We start from the raw sequence: 17,646 nt of genomic DNA, 5'->3' as shown, positions 1-17,646 counted from the left end.
TGATAATGACATTGCAGATCCCCAAGTGAATCATGTTCAGTTAGCCATTGATGAAAAGTGGATGCGCGTAGCGATGCAACTTGCTGAGCAAGCCGAGCAACAAGGTGAGGTGCCCGTTGGTGCTGTGTTGGTTAAAGACGATGTTTTAATTGCCAGTGGTTGTAATTTAAGTATTGTTAATCACGATCCAACAGCACATGCCGAGATGGAATGTATCCGCCAAGCAGGCAAGGTACTGGAAAACTATCGTATGCTGGACACCACTTTATATGTCACGTTAGAACCTTGCACTATGTGCGCAGGAGCTATGATCCACAGTCGCATTACCAGGATCGTGTATGGTGCAGATGATTTAAAAACAGGCGCAGCAGGTAGCGTAATTAATTTATTGCAACATCCTGCTTTCAATCATCAGCTTGATGTGACTTCTGGCGTGCTAGCCGCGCAATGTGCGGAGCAATTAAGTTTGTTTTTTAAGCGCCGTCGAGCAGAAAAAAAAGCACTCAAACAGTTAGCGAGAAAATTGCCTGATTGAATGCTGTTTTATGTGTTTATTTAACGGTATAGCAAAATCGTCTGTGATTAAGTTTCGTGACTGTGAATTAATAAAAAGTGTGCCCTTATGCGGGTTCTAATACGGATTTTATGTAGTTTTTGCGTAACGCGGCGACGTGAAATGGTATTGTTTAAAGCTCTTCTTCTCATACCGTGAATCCTTAATATTGGCTAATCTCACAGATGTTCTAAATAAATGCATACTTAACTCGCATGCTTTATATTGATAAATTCGGTGACATCATACGCTCTTTTTGTGACGATTATGCGTTAGATTTAATTGAATTCCTCTTTTATACACCATTATTATTCTGCCGATACTTTAATATTGGTTGAGTCTTCTTCTGCAATCACTTCAATTTGTCCATTATCTTCCATCGGTTCCAACTTTTTGGTTTGATTATCGACCCAAACTAAAGTGTCATAGTAACGACGAATACTGTCGACATAATGAACCGCCTCACTGCCGCGGGCATAGCCATAGCGTGTTTGTTTGTAATATTTAGATTGTTGTAGCAAAGGCAATACTTTTTTAACGTCACGCCAAGCGCTGGGATCCATTTCCATTGATTCCGCTAATCGACGCGCATCCTCAACATGGCCTAAACCGATATTATAAGAGGCTAATGCGAACCAAATTCGTTGGGCTTCCGGAATAGAATCTGGCAACCTTTCCATCATGTCTTTTAAATAAAATGCGCCACCACGTATACTTTGTTCAGCATCTAATCTGTCATCAACACCCACATAACTGGCGGTGGGTTGAGTTAGCATCATCATGCCTCTCACCCCTGTAGGTGAGCGAGCACTGGGGTTCCAATGTGATTCTTGATAACTAGCAGCGGCCAATTTACGCCAATCTAATTCGCCTGAATATTGCTCGAAAAAGCTGCGGTATTCTGGAAGGATATTATCGATTGCACGGATAAAGGCGCGTGTATCGACATAATCAAAGCGTTTAACATGGCCAAAATATTTTTCGTTTAAATGTTCAAGAGTCCCCGCGCGCCTTTCTTTATGCCAAAAGGCCAATAATCGACTCATTAAACGATCGCTATTATTAGGCGGTAACAGCCACACTACTTCGACTTTTTCTTCTAAAATCATTCCTGCGCGCAATTCAGGTAAAAAACGCTGGTTGATCAATAAGCTATTAGAATCTGAAATCGTGTAGTTAAGTTCACCATTGGCTATTAATGCAAACAATTCTTCATTGTCTTTGTCGTTGACTTGGTTCCACAACAAATCTGGATAGTCTTTTTGTAACTTAGTTAACGTGTTGACTGAAGATGAGTTAGCCATAACGGTGATTTCACCCGACAAGGTGCTAATATCTTTGGGCTCAGGTGTTCCTTCCTTATAAACCAATACTTGATTGACTTTATATAAGGTCGGTCCCATTTTAAATTGTTGACTGCGGTTTGGGGTTTTAGCGATACCAGCAGCGATAATGTCAATCTTGTTATCTTTTAATGCCGCAAAAAGTTGCTTGCGGTTGGTATACGGGATCATTTTTAAAGGGAGAGATAAATAATCAGCAAAACGTTGCGCCATTTCGAAGTCGAATCCGCTTTCACCCAGTTCTGAATTAAGATAAATCTGTGGGCCATACAAGGTCCCTACCCTTAATTCGGTACGCTTTAGTGCGGGCGCAGCAATATCAACTTTTTGAATATCAACAGGTTGACAGGCGGATAATATCCCGCAAATTAAAATGATGAATAAGGTTTTGATCATATTTATTAATTGGTTATCTTAAGTTGTTTCGTTCATTTCACGAGAGTAATACGTAAGAAACGAATGTAATACCGGTTGAATAGCCTTTAAATATGTAGGGGGTTAGGGTGTTTTTTTGATTACTTTATCAGGAGTTTTCCTAAACGCCTATAGTTGAACAAATAAGCAGCATTTTGTGGTTGTTTTTTGTTAAAAGGTAAAGTGATTATGTTATTCAATTTAGCATTACTTGGGTGAGATATTTTCCCTATCAGGAAACACTGTTTTTACTGGTCCTTAAAGGTGATTTGTAGTGTGCAATTCCTTATAATAGCGCCAATTCTGATCCTCCTATATTATAAGGTGAATAGACGTGATGGAAATCATTCGCGGAGCCCCAGCACTATCTGCATTTAGAGTTCAAAAATTCATGGAGGCTTGCGAAAATGCAGCGCTTCCTGTATCGCAAATTTATGCTGAATATGTTCATTTAGCTGATTTGAATGAACCACTAGATGATAATGAGCGTCTACAGTTAGAAACCATTCTTACCTACGGGCCAGCAATTGAGTCCCATGCGCCACAAGGCACTTTGTTATTTGTTACTCCGCGTCCTGGTACTATTTCTCCTTGGTCATCTAAAGCAACCGATATTGCCCATAACTGTGGTTTAAGTAAGGTTAAGCGTCTTGAGCGCGGTATTGCTTATTATGTTGAAGCCCCTGTATTAACGGCAGAGCAACAAAAACAACTGAATGGTTTATTGCATGACCGCATGGTTGAAGTCATGTTGCCAGCATTTGAAGATGCAGAAGTATTATTTGCTCACACTGAACCGGCAAAATTCAGCAGTGTGAATATTCTTGCAGAAGGTCGTCGCGCATTAGAAGTGGCTAACGTGAAGTTAGGCTTGGCGCTTGCTGATGATGAAATTGACTATTTAGTTGAAAACTTTGTACGTTTAAAGCGCAACCCAAACGACATCGAATTAATGATGTTTGCTCAAGCAAACTCAGAACATTGTCGCCACAAAATCTTTAATGCTGATTGGACAATCGATGGCGAAGTGCAGCCAAAGTCATTATTCAAAATGATTAAAAACACTTTTGAAGTCACACCAGATTACGTGTTATCAGCTTACAAAGATAATGCCGCGGTGATGACGGGTTCTGTTGCGGGTCGTTTTTTCCCTGATCCCGATGGTATTTACAACTACCACTCCGAACCAATGCATATATTGATGAAAGTAGAAACACACAATCATCCTACTGCAATTAGTCCATATCCTGGTGCGGCTACTGGCTCAGGTGGTGAAATTCGCGATGAAGGTGCTACAGGCCGAGGTTCTAAACCTAAAGCGGGTTTATCTGGTTTTACGGTATCTAATTTAAAAATTCCTGGTTTTGTACAGCCATGGGAAGGCGATTACGGCAAGCCAGATCGCATTGTAACGCCACTTGAAATTATGCTTGAAGGCCCACTTGGCGGTGCAGCATTTAACAACGAATTTGGTCGCCCAGCTATTACGGGTTATTTCCGTACTTACGAGCAATTAGTCTCTAGTCATAATGGTGTTGAAGTTCGTGGTTATCATAAACCCATTATGATTGCTGGTGGCTTAGGTAATATCCGTGAAGATCATGTTCAAAAAGGCGAAATCACCATTGGCGCTAAGCTCATTGTGCTTGGCGGACCTGCAATGAACATTGGTTTAGGTGGCGGCGCAGCATCTTCAATGGCATCTGGTCAGTCTAGCGAAGATTTAGATTTTGCATCTGTACAACGTGAAAATCCAGAAATGGAACGCCGTTGTCAGGAAGTGATCGACCGCTGCTGGCAGTTAGGTGACACCAATCCAATTCAATTTATTCACGATGTGGGTGCGGGTGGATTATCAAATGCATTCCCTGAATTAGTGAATGATGCAGACCGTGGTGGGGTATTCAATTTACGTAATGTTCCCTCTGACGAGCCAGGCATGAGCCCGCTTGAAATTTGGTGTAATGAATCACAAGAACGTTATGTGTTATCGGTTGCGCCAGAGAACTTACAACAGTTTGCTGATATTTGTGCCCGTGAACGCGCACCATTTGCAGTGGTTGGTGAAGCGACAGCAGAAATGCATTTAACCCTTGCCGACAGTCACTTTAACAACAAGCCGATTGATTTACCGCTTGAAGTTTTATTAGGCAAAGCACCTAAAATGAGCCGTGATGTAGTGACGGCTCAAGCGGTATCGCCAGCGTTAGATCAAACTAAAATTGAGCTAAAAGATGCCGTTAAGCGCATTTTAACCTTGCCAACCGTGGCAGACAAAACCTTCCTTATCACCATTGGTGATCGCTCCGTTACTGGTTTAGTGAATCGCGACCAAATGGTGGGCCCATGGCAGGTTCCAGTAGCCGACTGTGCGGTAACCGCATCAAGTTATGACAGTTACTGCGGTGAAGCAATGTCTATGGGTGAGCGTACTCCGTTAGCCTTACTCGATTTTGACGCCTCTGCCCGTATGGCCGTTGCTGAGTCGATTATGAACATTGCCGGTACTGATATTGGCTCGTTCAAGCGTATTAAATTGTCTGCCAATTGGATGTCGCCAGCAGGTCACCCAGGTGAAGATGCGGGTTTATATCAAGCCGTTAAAGCGATTGGTGAAGACCTTTGTCCAGAACTTGGTATTACTATTCCGGTCGGTAAAGACTCCATGTCGATGAAAACCGCATGGGAAGATAATGGTACCCAGAAAACTGTTACATCGCCAATGTCGTTAGTCATCACCGCTTTTGGTGTAGTGCAAGATATTCGTAAAACGGTAACGCCAGAGCTTCGCAGTGATAAAGGTGACAGCGCATTATTAATGCTGGACCTAAGTAATGGTCAAAACCGTTTAGGCGGTTCTTGCTTGGCGCAGGTTTACAGTGAGCTAGGTGACATAGCACCAACATTGGATATTACCGCTAACTTAGCGGGCTTCTTTGAAGTGATGCAGCAGCTAGTCGCTGATCAAGCTGTTATGGCTTATCACGACCGCAGTGACGGCGGTTTATTTACCACCTTAGTGGAAATGGCATTTGCTGGTAATACAGGGTTAACTATTGATTTAGCTAGTTTGAGTGGTACTGATTTAGAACGTCTATTTAACGAAGAACTCGGTGCCGTTATTCAAGTTAGTGCTGCTGATGTTAAAGCCATTACCGCGCGATTTGAGGCTAAAGGCGTAACGTGTCATTACATTGGTGGTTTACAAGCAACAGACAAAATTAGCATTAACGATGGCGAGCGAGTTATCTTTACCGATAGTCGTACGGCATTACGTACCTTGTGGTCAGAAACTACCTATCGCTTGCAAGCACTACGTGACAACCCAGAATGCGCACGCGAAGAGTATGAACTTAAACAGCAAGCTGATGCGCTAGGTCTAACGGTTAAATTAGGCTTTAACCCAAGTGAAGATGTGGCCGCACCTTATATTCTTAAAGGTGCAGCACCTAAAATGGCTATTTTACGTGAGCAGGGGGTTAACTCCCATGTTGAAATGGCAGCTGCATTTGACCGTGCGGGTTTTGAAAGTCGTGACGTGCACATGTCGGATATCTTATCTGGACGAATTAGTTTAGAAGAATTCCAAGGCCTTGTGGCTTGTGGTGGGTTCTCATACGGTGACGTTCTCGGTGCTGGTGAAGGTTGGGCAAAATCGATTCTGTTTAATGATCGTGCCCGCGATGAGTTTAGCCGTTTCTTCGAACGTGATTCAAGCATTGCGCTTGGTGTGTGTAATGGTTGTCAGATGTTGTCTAACTTGAAAAAAATTATTCCAGGCAGTGAACATTGGCCACATTTTGTGCGTAACCGTTCAGAGCGTTTTGAAGCGCGATTCAGCTTGGTTGAAGTGCAGCAAACACCGTCGGTATTTTTTGAAGGTATGGTCGGTTCGCGTATGCCTATCGCAGTCTCTCATGGTGAAGGTTTGGCTGAATTTGCCAACGCACAAGCACTGGCAAATGCAGAAGCTTCTGGTACTATTGCGCTACGTTATGTCGATGGTCATGGTCAAATTGCCACTCAGTACCCAGAAAACCCAAATGGTTCTGCTAATGGGTTAACCGGTATTTGTACTACTGATGGTCGCGTTACGATTATGATGCCGCACCCTGAGCGTGTATTTAGAACCGTTGCCAACTCATGGCATCCAGATAACTGGGGTGAAGACAGCCCATGGATGCGGATGTTCCGTAATGCACGGGTTAAGATTGGTTAATACCAAATCAACAACCTAGCTTAAGTAAAGTACTAAGGCGACTCAATTGAGTCGCCTTTTTATTGGCTGGGTATTCAATTACCATTAAATTTATGCAGTTAGCGATGGCTGACTGTATGATTTTTACATGATCTTGGCCGATCATGTGACGTAAATTAACACTTAGTTTAGAGCTAAGTTTAGAGCTAAGTTTAGTCTTCTGTTTAGAGCTAGGTTTGAGAAGTAGGTTAGCGCTCAGTTTAGGATAAGAGTTAGTCTAGTTCGCGGCGTTATTGTTCGTCATAAAGAAAAACCCCATAGATTAACTCTATGGGGTTTTCTGTATCGTTATATTAGGGTAATAACGATTGCCGGTTAATATGATTTCTGCGCTAACAAAAATAACCACTAACACTGTGTAGCTAAAAAAGTGATCTAACTTATTTCAATTCTTTAGCTGTAAACATTTCAGTAAAAGCACGTTTATACAAGTTGGCAATATTTTCAAATAATTGAGTCATAACTGAATCTCTTAATATTAGGTGATGATGGATTAAGACTACGACGCCTTGCTCACTCAGTATGCGTCTTCTTAACTGTGCATTAATTATACGGTTCAACATTATTGTCTTCAAACGAGAAAAAATGATATTTGACATTAGTTATTCTAATGCTTTTGTTTTTTTAAGGTATTATCTCATTAGTGTTGTTGTTTTTATTATCTTGTTTTTATTGAGTTTATTATTTTAGTCTGATTGTATTATTTAATAAATTATTCATACTAGGTTAATAATTAATTAAATAATATACTTTGTGGTAACAATTGGCTCTAATGACCAAATAATCGGTTTTTTATTTATAGGCATTGTGGCTCCTAGCAATGGGAGGAATATTGTCAATACCTCTTGGGAGGACAAAAGTGTAGTTTGTTAATTGTAACGACTTTTTTGAGTATATAAGTATAAGTTGTCTGCTCTGGTATCGTTTTAAAGGCCAGTTTTAAGCATTTTAATTATTCTAACTTAATGATTATATGAGTAAAAAAAATATCTATGCAAAAGATCTAATGTGGGTCACAAATTTGACTAAAAAATATGATCTACTCAAGGATTATACCGTAAGATATAAGCGTTTAGGATTGGGCTTGAAAACATAGGCAAACAGATTAATTTATCATTTTTTACATTTTGGTGAGTTGTTCATTGTTTCAAAATGACCGTTTTCAGGTATAACATCATCATTATGGCAACAATCTGTTGCTGTGTCGTATTTGGTTGTACTGAAGTAAGGAGTCGCCAATGATTATCGAAGAGGTCGTTGAGCTATCGCGTTATCAATTTGCGTTTACAGCTATGTACCACTTTTTATTTGTTCCACTCACCCTAGGTTTAGCCTTTATTCTTGCCATTATGGAATCACTTTATGTGATGACCAATAAGCAAATCTATAAAGACATGACAAAATTTTGGGGTAAATTGTTTGGTATTAATTTTGCGTTAGGTGTCGCAACGGGTTTAGCGATGGAGTTCCAGTTTGGTACTAACTGGTCCTACTATTCTCATTACGTCGGTGACATTTTTGGTGCGCCTCTGGCGATAGAAGCTTTGATGGCTTTCTTCCTTGAGTCAACGTTAGTCGGAATGTTCTTTTTTGGTTGGGATCGCTTCAGTAAACGCCAACATTTAGTCGTCACTTGGCTTGTTGCCATTGGCTCTAATTTGTCAGCGTTATGGATTTTGATCGCAAACGGTTGGATGCAAAACCCTGTGGGTTCGGTGTTTAACTATGAAACCATGCGCATGGAAATGATCGATTTTGGCGCTTTGGTGTTTAACCCTGTAGCGCAAGTTAAGTTTGTTCATACAGTCGCATCTGGTTATGTTGCCGGAGCCATGTTTGTACTTGCCATTAGCTCGTACTACATATTGAAAGGTCGAGATTTACCGTTTGCTCGTCGCTCGTTTGCCATTGCCGCAAGCTTTGGTTTAGCTTCAATTCTATCGGTTATTGTACTTGGTGATGAATCTGGCTATGAAGTCGGTGAAGTTCAGCGGGTAAAATTAGCAGCGATTGAAGCTGAGTGGCACACTGAGCCTGCACCAGCAGCCTTTACTGCGGTAGGTTTTCCTAATCAAGAAACGATGGAAACCGATTATGCCATTAAAATCCCATATGCGATGGGCATTATTGCCACTCGATCTTTAGATACCGAAGTGACTGGTATTACCGATCTCGTTAAAAATCATGAAGCACGCATTCGTACTGGTATGGTTGCTTACGGATTACTTGAAAAACTACGTGCAGGTGATAAATCTGCCGAAGTAAGAGAGCAATTTGACGCGGTTAAAGACGATTTAGGTTATGGCTTCTTACTGAAGCGTTATACCGATAAAGTGGTCGATGCGACTGAAGAGCAAATTATTGCTGCCTCTTTTGATTCTATTCCTACTGTAGCACCAATGTTCTGGACCTTCCGTATTATGGTTGGTGCAGGTGTGATTATGCTATTTGTATTTGCTGCTGCGTTCTGGCAAAGCACTCGTCATAAAATTGCAGAGAAAAAATGGCTACTTCGCGCCGCACTTTACAGTTTACCGCTTCCTTGGGTTGCCATTGAATGTGGTTGGTTTGTGTCAGAGTTTGGTCGCCAACCTTGGACCATTTCTGAAGTGTTACCAACCTTTATGTCTGCATCGAGTTTAACGCCAGCCGATTTATGGTTCAGTATTATTTCGATTACGGTTTTCTACACTATTTTGTTGGTCATAGAAGCTTACTTGATGTTTAAGTTTGCACGTATTGGCCCAAGCAGCTTAAAAACTGGTCGTTACCATTTTGAAAACCAAGATGCTTAAGCGGAGGACCTGATTATGTTTGATTATGAAGTATTAAGATTTATCTGGTGGGCACTAATTGGTGTGTTACTTGTTGGTTTTGCTGTGGCTGATGGTTTTGATATGGGCGTGGGTATGTTATTACCAATTATTGGTAAAGACGATACTGAACGCCGTATTATGATTAACACTATCGCACCGCACTGGGACGGTAACCAAGTATGGTTAGTTACAGCTGCTGGTGCATTGTTTGCCGCTTGGCCTATGGTCTATGCCGTATCGTTTTCGGGCTTTTATGTTGCGATGATGCTAGTATTATTCGCTTTATATTTACGTCCAGTCGGCTTTGATTACCGTTCTAAAATTGAAGATCCAAGATGGCGTAAGTCATGGGATGGGGCATTATTTGTCGGCAGTTTTGTGCCACCATTAATCATTGGTGTGGCATTTGGTAACTTACTGCAAGGTGTACCTTTTAACTTTGATGAATATCTACGTGCAACTTACCATGGCGGATTCTTCGGTTTATTAAATCCGTTTGGTTTATTAGTAGGACTTGTCAGTGTAACAATGTTTGTTATGCAAGGGGCTTCATGGTTACAAATGAAGACAGATGGCGAGTTAAGGGTACGCAGTGTTAAGGCATCACAAATTTGTGGTGGTCTATTATTTGTACTCTTTGGTGCTGCTGGTGTCTGGCTAGTCAACGGTATTGATGGATACGTCATTACCTCTACACTTGATCTAGCTGGTCCGTCAAATCCAACCACTAAAACGGTTGCTATTGAAGCGGGCGCTTGGTTAACTAATTATGACAAATATCCTATTACGATGTTGTTTCCAGTATTAGGGTTATTAATGCCAATATTAGTGATTTTTGCTAGTCGCTTTAATCGTAGTGGGTTTGCATTTTTGTTTAGCTCACTTGCTGTTGCTGGCGTTATTTTGACTTGTGGTGCAGCAATGTTCCCATTTGTTATGCCATCATCACTAGAGCCTAATGCTAGCTTAACCATGTGGGATGCGACTGCCAGCCAACTATCACTTAATGTGATGACCGTTGTTGCTGCCATCTTTGTACCAACGATACTTTGTTATACTGCTTGGACTTATTACAAGATGTTCGGCCGTTTAAATCGTGAGTTTATTGAAAACAATAAAACCTCACTTTACTAAATTAAGGAGCAACATCTATGTGGTATTTTGCGTGGATTTTAGGGGTATTGTTAGCGTGTGCATTCGGTATTATCAACGCCTTATGGCTTGAAAATACTGAAAATATGGATCGCAATAGCGAACTATAAACGTTATACATTCTGAAAAAAACCGCTTTAGTGATAAAGCGGTTTTTTATTGGCTGTAAAACACACTACGTCACTTAAGTTGATAAGCTTCGAAGCAAAGTGATGGTGTAGGTTTTTGAAGATAAATCTATCAGTTTAGCTAGTCATAGGTATCTGACTGGCCCATTATTGATTTTTAATGCGTCATAAATACAAAGTCGGCTTTATGTGTACTATTCGGATGATTAACTACATCGGCATTATCAATGGTTACGATTACTCATGTGACAACGAAGTTAGTAATAATATGATGGTTGTCCTAATGATGATTGGGGCTGGTAGCGTGTTCAATTAGCGGTTATTGCTTTATATAAATTATTTAACCAGAACCCAATTGCTGGATTCTGGAGTTTACAATAAATTTCATTTAGTTAATCAGCGATAACTTAACCCTCGTCATCCTATGAGATAAGCTGGTTCTTGATAGAAACCAGCCCATTTCAAGCAATCAATATTAAGCTTGGCTTATAGCAAAGTTATACAGAGTGATAACGAGGTAGTGGACTGCTTAAAAGCTATTTATCACTCTCAACTGAGCTAAGGTTAAATATACCTATTTGTTGTTTAATACTCACAGCAAGCGCAGTTAATTGCTCTGCATCAGTCACTGCTTTTGTTGCTCGTTCATCACTATTTTGTGCCAGAGTCGATATAGTATGTAAGCTTTGTGATACCTCATTTGCTACTGTGCTTTGTTGTTTGGTTGCACTGGCTATACTTGATGAAAATAATGCCATTTCAGCGATGTTTTGATTAATTTGACTTAGTTGATTGTTGACGGTATCGGCTTGCTCTGCGGAAGATATACCCAATTGCTGACACTGAACCATTTGCGTGGAGGTGTTGTTGACTTGCTTTTGTAATTTACTGATTGTTGAGTTTATTTCACTTAATGAATCTTGTGTCCTTTGCGCAAGTGAACGGACTTCATCAGCCACAACCGCAAAACCGCGACCTTGCTCACCTGCTCTAGCTGCTTCAATGGCAGCATTTAACGCGAGTAAGTTAGTTTGGTCTGCAACGGCATTAATGACTTCTGTTATTTTATTAATCGCTTGGGTTTCTGTGCTTACACTTTCAATATTTTTTTCGCTTTGAATAAGTTGTTCACTCAAGGATTGTAGCGCTATGACCACCTGAGATAACTGAGTATGCCCTTGGTGGGATGCGCTATCAACTTCTTGGGCTTGTAGGGCTCCTTGACTGGCATTTTGTGCCACATCATTAATAGAAGAAGACATCTCTTCAATAGCCGTCGCAATTTGCTCTGTTTGGTTTAGCAGTGCTTTTGCTTCGTTGCCATTTAATCTTGATGTTTCTTGACTCAGATTAGCTTGGCTTTCTAAGGTGATGACAGATTGTTTTAAGGATTCAATTAATCCCGCTAAATTAGCTGCCATTTTGGTAACACTTACTGTGATACTGTCAACTTCATTAAGACTGTCTTCAGGACATTTGGCAAAGTTTTGTGAAAGATCTCCTCGGCCCAAATTAGCTATTTGACCCTGTAAAATCTTTAATGGCTGAATTGCTCGACTAATTACTATAAACAGTAAAATAGAAATAAGCACTATACCAAGTACGGCTAAGATGGCGTTATTTTTTAACATTCCTATGCTTTCATTACTCAACTCTTTTTCTGGCACAAAACCGACTAAAGTCCAATCCCAACCAGGAATATTGACAGAATAAGAATACATGACTTGATTAGACAGTGAGGTATAAACCCAACTACTTTTATCGGTAAGTGCTTTTTCAAGAGATAGTCCATCAAATAATGCTTCACTAAAGGGAGCTTCTGTTTCCAATTTTTGATGAGAAATAACTTGTTGATCTGCATTACGGATGATTACATAAGAACCTGATTCTTCTAAGGTCATTTTTTTAAATAAACTTTGTATTTGTTCAACCGATTGGGTGATATCAAAACCAATAAAAAGGATCGCAATGACGCTGCCACTGGTATCTTTAATAGGTTGGTAAATTGTCATGTAGTCTTTGCCGAAAAGCTTAGAGTATCCTTCGTACTTCCCACCGTTAATTAACATCTTGTAACCTAGGTGTTTAGAACCTAAATAGGTGCCTAATGCACGGTTACCATCTGCTTTTTTTAGTGATGTAGCGACACGAACAAAATCATCATTATCACGAGCAAATATTGTTGCGACACCGCCTGTGAGTTTTGAAAAATGATCAACATTATCGTTTAAATTATTAACTTGTTCATTTTCATGAAGCAGTACCGGGGTATTAACTCCTGATACTTCAACTGTACTCCCTGCTAACGAAAAATCACCTGGGTATAAGTTGCGGAGAATCTCTGCATTTCGCCTAGCTAAGAATTGCATGCTGTCGTATTGCTGTTCAATTAAATTAGCATTACTGTGCATTTGTGATTTGACCGCTTCAATGGCTTTATCGTGTAATACAGTCGTTGCAGATAGATAGGAAAACCAAGACATGGCGGCATAGATAATGATCGATGATAATACGACTAGAGACCCAATTTGTTTTGATATAGGCCAGTTTTTATAGTTCATATGCTTTTCTCATAATTGTTTTAATTATTGATCTATAATTTTCGTTTGGACCGAATTATTCAATGTACAGGGGAGAGCACACGGATTCATTGTTATAAAACAAAAAGTGTGCTCAATCTCTAATAATAAATAGCATAAAGAGTAAAGTTAGTAAATTTTTTATAACTAACTGAAAGGTTTAAGTCAATCTTTTCGGGTTTTCATCAATAAGGTATACATTACCGGTACCCAAATCAGTGACAACATGGTGGCTAATAATGTACCGCCAGCAATAGCGATAGCAAAGGGTGGCCAAAAGCCACCACCGGCGATGATCAAAGGTAAGAATCCACCTATGGTGGTAATGGTGGTTGATCCAATATGACGCCCACAACTGCTCACCGTACTAATGATTATTGATATATTGCCATTGCGCGCCTCGGGGATATCTTCTAATTCAGCTAAAATAACAATGGCGGCATTAATGGCTAAGCCCATTAATCCCAATAAACCGATGATGACGGTAAACCCAAACGGGTAACCAAATACATATACGGATAACAAGCCTAAACCTGCCGATTGAAATGCACTCAGTAAAATAATGGCGGTTAATCTAAACGAGTTGAAAGACAGCACTACCGTCGCTAGTAACAAAGTGACCACCAACACAATATTAGACAGTAAATTACCTACAGCTTCATTGCGTTTTGCGCTTTCGCCGCCGATTTCGAGATGATATCCCGCTGGAATGGGTAAATTAGCAATAGTATCTTTAACCTCGTTTAGCACTTGTGCTGGTAATACACCACTGGTGATATAAGCCTCGATAGTATTAACGCGCTCACCATTTCTGCGGGGGATTGCACCGCGACTGACATTGATTTCATTATAAGATAATGCCGATAGTGGAATGCCTGACCCTGATGGTGACACCAAATTTATCTCGGCTAAACGCGTGGCTTGTTCGCGACTGTTATCGCCTAAACGAACACGTATTGGCAGTGATTCGGTTTGCTCTAAAATACTGCCACCAATGATGCCAGTGGTCGCCATTTGAATTTGATTAGCAATGTCGCTTAAACTTAAGCCGCTCATTAAGCTGGCGTCTTCATTCACCTGTAACCACACTTTTGGAGCGCCAGAACTGAGCGTGGCACGAGTGTGAATGACATCTGGTGTGGCGACTAAAATGCCGCGTACTTGTTCACCCAATGTTTTAAGGGTATCAAGATTAGGGCCATAAATACGCAGCTCAACAGGAGCGTTAAAAGGGGGTCCTTGTTCCAGTTTGCGCACTAAAATCTGTGCTTGTGGAAATTGGGTATCAAACTCTTTTTGCAATTGTAAAATTAACCTATTGGCGGCGACATAATCAGTCACTTTAATCATTGCTTGAGCATAATGGGTTGCCCCTTGTTGCCGTTGAGTTAAGTTGTAATAGAAAGAGGGCGTATTACCGCCAACAACCCATGTAGCGGCGACAATATCGTCAATCTGTTGCAGCTTATTATCAATCAGTTTAACCTGCTCGAGAGTGTTATCGATACTCACATGAGGTGCCAAGTAGACTTCAATTTGAAACATATCGCGATCAGATGGTGGGAAAAATTGTTCAGTCATTTTTCCCGCCGCAAAAAAGCCTGCAACCGGTAATATTCCAATCACAATGGCGGTCAGTATTGGTCTTGTTAACGCAAACCTAAGGCTGGCAGTATATGCCTGATTAATTTTAGGGAATGCCATGCCTTGCTGATACCAAGCCGTTGGTTTTTCACTGCGACTGAATCGACCCGCAAGGCCAGCAATAATGGTATGAGAAATAATATATGAGCCAAGTAAGGCGAACATGACTGAAATGGCAATGCCGCCAACAAACTCACCCGCGGACCCCGGCATTAACACAATAGGCGCAAAGGCGAGCATCGTGGTGATGGTAGACCCCGCCAGTGGAAGCCATAAATGATGTAGTGTTTTCGATACCGCTTCCAGCTTGCTCATACCTTGCTGACGGCGTTGAGCAATGGCATCAACAATCACAATCGCATTATCGACCATAATCCCCAGCGCAACCACTAAACCTGTTACCGACATTTGGTGGATCGGTAGGCCAGTATATTTCATGCAGGTGAGGGTAAATAACGCAGTTAATGGTAATGATATCGCCACAATAACCGCATTTCTCAGTCCTAATGTCAGCATCAGAACCACTAAAATAATCACAAATCCTTGTAACAGATTAATCACCAAGTCGCCTAATCGGTCACTGGTATAGCTTTGTTGGTCGAATAACCATTGCACCTTGATATTGGCCGGTAAATTAACTGAGAAATCATCTATGGTGTTGCTAACATGCTGTTGCCACACATCGACTCGATTATTATTGAGCATGCGCGCAGAGACCAATACGCCTTGTTGACTGTCGATTAAGGCGATACTTGATGCAGGGGTCTTAGCTTGGCGGGTAATATTAGCCACATCCCCTAAGCGAATAATTTGACTATAGTCATCTACTTTTAACGGCACTTGGCGGATACGATTTTGCGAATCTAACTCACCAGATACTTCAACTAAGGCTCTAAATTGGCTGTTATTAACTTCACCCGCTGAAATTTTGCTGTCGGCATTATTTAAAATCGCGGCAATACTGGCGGGGGTTAAATGCAATTGGCTGATTTTATTGCCATCTAACTCAACTAAAATCTCTTCTTGTGGTGCGCCATAGAGCTTAACAAAATCAGTACCGCTGAGCAGTCTTAGACGACTTTGTAATTCTTTGGCATAACGATTAAGAATATCGGCTCTTACAGGACTGTCGTCAGCCCAAACAAGCCCTAAAATGGCTGTATTGGCATAACCTAATTGATCATCTAATACGCTGTTTTGTGCTTCTACTGGCAACAATGATTCACTGTCGGCGATGAGATCGCGAGCGCGTGACCACACCGGAGCCGTCTCTGTTACTGTGTCTTTTAACTCTAACTGGATAACCGAAATTCCCGGGCGAGAAGTAGACTGGACTAGCTTTAAATCTTCTAAACGACGTAATTGATTTTCTAACACTTCGGTCACTAGCGCTTCAACCCGCTCAGCAGATGCACCTGGGTATTGAGTGATAACAGATGAAAACCGGTTAGTAATATGTGGGTCTTCGGTGCGAGGTAGGCTTGAAATGGCACCTAATCCAGCAACAATTAATAATGCGATAAATAAACTGGTTAGGCGGCCATTTTCTAAAAATGCTTTAATCATAGTGCCCCCGTTTTCTCAGCTTGAGCGAGAGTCACTTTTTGGCTAACGACCAATTTATGTAATCCTTGTGACACAATTAGATCGCTTGGTTTTATGGCTCCTTGAATATATGCTTGTTGTTCATTGGTATAGATAATCTCTACATCGCGACGTTCAATGGTATAAAAGCCTTGCTCAGCCTCAACTAAGGCAAACACATTCCATAATCCGCGAACTCCGTCAGTTAAGGCCGACATTGGTACCCAATAACCAGGTTCCAGAGCATCTTGCTGATAAGCTAAGTATGCTATCTCACCATTGATGACTCTTGCTGAATCGGGTAACAAAATACGTAACTGAACTGTACGGCTAATCGTGTTCACTTCGGCGCTAATGCCGGCAATTTTAGCGGGAAAGGTTTGTTTACCTACACGGACATCTACCATCTGCTCGGCGGTTAACTGCTGTGCGATGTCAATGGGTACCCCAATATAAGCCACAGACTGACTGTTACCGACTAAGGTGAAAACCGGACTACCTAGCGCAATCACTTCGCCGACATTATGAAAACGTTGACTGATTTTTCCATTGAATGGGGCCAGTAAGGTTGATTTTTCAATTTTTAAATTGGTCGCACTTAAACTGGCTTCTATACGCTTCTGGTTAGCTTGTAAGCTGATAACTTGTTGTTGGGTTTCATCGAGTTGCTGTTCAGACACATAGTTTTGTTGTTTCAACTTTTGAGTACGAGCTAAGGTGCTTTTTGCTAAATCTATATCCGCTTGAGTTTGTAATAAACTGGCTTGTAATTGCTGCCTCTCTGCGATCAATAAATCAGTATCAAGCTTAGCTAATGTTTGTCCCTTGCTAACCGTATCGCCACTGTCGACCAAGATATTATTGAGTTTACCCGCAAGTTCAAAGCCAATCCCAGTGGTATTGGCCGAGCGAATAGTACCTGTGTAAGTTTGAATATGCTGATAACGGTCGCTTAACGACAAAGGCTGTGACAATACCGTTTGATACTCGGTTATTTGTGAATGCTCTTTTACCTCAGAGCCACAACCGCCTAATGCGATGAAGCTTAAACCTAGCGCCAAGTATCGAATGATTGGGGTGCATGTCTTTGACGCGTACATAAAGTGTCTTCCTTGCATAGTAATAGGTTGTGTCTGTCTGGCTTATCTTAATGAAAGCATTTATTTCAAATCGCA

Annotated in this window: 10 protein-coding genes; 5 read left to right on the top strand and 5 right to left on the bottom strand. The window is 41.1% G+C overall.

The genetic code is table 11. The features are described from left to right. Positions 1-46 precede the first annotated feature (46 nt). The gene (gene tadA / locus FH971_RS14345) at positions 47-535 is read left to right on the top strand and encodes a tRNA adenosine(34) deaminase TadA (protein ID WP_167496107.1); all 489 of its coding nucleotides are present in this window, start codon (positions 47-49) and stop codon (positions 533-535) included. Between the two features lie 326 nt (positions 536-861). Here the strand turns inward: tadA and mltF are convergent, their stop codons facing one another. Continuing rightward, positions 862-2,292, bottom strand: coding sequence for a membrane-bound lytic murein transglycosylase MltF (gene mltF / locus FH971_RS14340; RefSeq protein WP_140234781.1), 1,431 nt, complete (start codon positions 2,290-2,292; stop codon positions 862-864). 355 nt (positions 2,293-2,647) lie between these two features. On the opposite strand from mltF, the gene purL reads away from it, so the two are divergent. Next, the gene (purL, locus tag FH971_RS14335; RefSeq protein WP_140234780.1) at positions 2,648-6,529 is read left to right on the top strand and encodes a phosphoribosylformylglycinamidine synthase; all 3,882 of its coding nucleotides are present in this window, start codon (positions 2,648-2,650) and stop codon (positions 6,527-6,529) included. Positions 6,530-6,948: 419 nt separating this feature from the next. Here the strand turns inward: purL and FH971_RS14330 are convergent, their stop codons facing one another. Further along, positions 6,949-7,131, bottom strand: a complete 183-nt coding sequence (locus tag FH971_RS14330; RefSeq protein WP_137226443.1) for a hypothetical protein — start codon at positions 7,129-7,131, stop codon at positions 6,949-6,951. Positions 7,132-7,806: 675 nt separating this feature from the next. On the opposite strand from FH971_RS14330, the gene FH971_RS14325 reads away from it, so the two are divergent. The 3 genes from FH971_RS14325 to cydX are packed head-to-tail and all read left to right on the top strand — an operon-like array spanning position 7,807 to position 10,646. Continuing rightward, entirely contained in the window at positions 7,807-9,363 is a 1,557-nt protein-coding gene (locus tag FH971_RS14325; protein WP_140234779.1) for a cytochrome ubiquinol oxidase subunit I, read from the top strand. A gap of 15 nt (positions 9,364-9,378) precedes the next feature. Next, on the top strand, positions 9,379-10,518 hold the full coding sequence (cydB, locus tag FH971_RS14320; protein WP_140234778.1) for a cytochrome d ubiquinol oxidase subunit II: 1,140 nt from the start codon (positions 9,379-9,381) through the stop codon (positions 10,516-10,518). 17 nt (positions 10,519-10,535) lie between these two features. Further along, positions 10,536-10,646: a cytochrome bd-I oxidase subunit CydX gene (gene cydX, locus FH971_RS14315; protein ID WP_137226446.1), complete on the top strand. Its 111-nt coding sequence runs from the start codon at positions 10,536-10,538 to the stop codon at positions 10,644-10,646. Between the two features lie 554 nt (positions 10,647-11,200). On the opposite strand, the gene FH971_RS14310 is transcribed toward cydX, so the two are convergent. From FH971_RS14310 to FH971_RS14300, 3 genes are all read right to left on the bottom strand, one after another. Next, positions 11,201-13,225, bottom strand: coding sequence for a methyl-accepting chemotaxis protein (locus FH971_RS14310; protein WP_140234777.1), 2,025 nt, complete (start codon positions 13,223-13,225; stop codon positions 11,201-11,203). 183 nt (positions 13,226-13,408) lie between these two features. Further along, positions 13,409-16,453: an efflux RND transporter permease subunit gene (locus FH971_RS14305; RefSeq protein ID WP_140234776.1), complete on the bottom strand. Its 3,045-nt coding sequence runs from the start codon at positions 16,451-16,453 to the stop codon at positions 13,409-13,411. Then, positions 16,450-17,571 carry an efflux RND transporter periplasmic adaptor subunit gene (locus FH971_RS14300; RefSeq protein WP_140234775.1) on the bottom strand — a complete coding sequence of 374 codons (1,122 nt, stop codon included), beginning with the start codon at positions 17,569-17,571 and terminating at the stop codon, positions 16,450-16,452. The genes FH971_RS14305 and FH971_RS14300 overlap by 4 nt, the downstream gene beginning before the upstream one ends. Between the last annotated feature and the right edge of the window lie 75 nt (positions 17,572-17,646).

Origin of the sequence: Shewanella polaris (assembly GCF_006385555.1) — a bacterium.
Lineage (GTDB): Bacteria > Pseudomonadota > Gammaproteobacteria > Enterobacterales > Shewanellaceae > Shewanella > Shewanella polaris.
The sequence above is the reverse complement of the archived record's forward strand: the minus strand, read 5'-3'. Positions and strand labels throughout refer to the sequence as shown.

Coding starts and splice junctions, on each gene's coding strand:
- FH971_RS14330 (WP_137226443.1), bottom strand. CDS start 7,131: ATGTTGAACCGTATAATTAATGCACAGTTAAGAAGACGCATACTGAGT.
- FH971_RS14305 (WP_140234776.1), bottom strand. CDS start 16,453: ATGATTAAAGCATTTTTAGAAAATGGCCGCCTAACCAGTTTATTTATC.
- cydX (WP_137226446.1), top strand. CDS start 10,536: ATGTGGTATTTTGCGTGGATTTTAGGGGTATTGTTAGCGTGTGCATTC.
- cydB (WP_140234778.1), top strand. CDS start 9,379: ATGTTTGATTATGAAGTATTAAGATTTATCTGGTGGGCACTAATTGGT.
- FH971_RS14325 (WP_140234779.1), top strand. CDS start 7,807: ATGATTATCGAAGAGGTCGTTGAGCTATCGCGTTATCAATTTGCGTTT.
- FH971_RS14310 (WP_140234777.1), bottom strand. CDS start 13,225: ATGAACTATAAAAACTGGCCTATATCAAAACAAATTGGGTCTCTAGTC.
- purL (WP_140234780.1), top strand. CDS start 2,648: ATGGAAATCATTCGCGGAGCCCCAGCACTATCTGCATTTAGAGTTCAA.
- mltF (WP_140234781.1), bottom strand. CDS start 2,292: ATGATCAAAACCTTATTCATCATTTTAATTTGCGGGATATTATCCGCC.
- FH971_RS14300 (WP_140234775.1), bottom strand. CDS start 17,571: ATGTACGCGTCAAAGACATGCACCCCAATCATTCGATACTTGGCGCTA.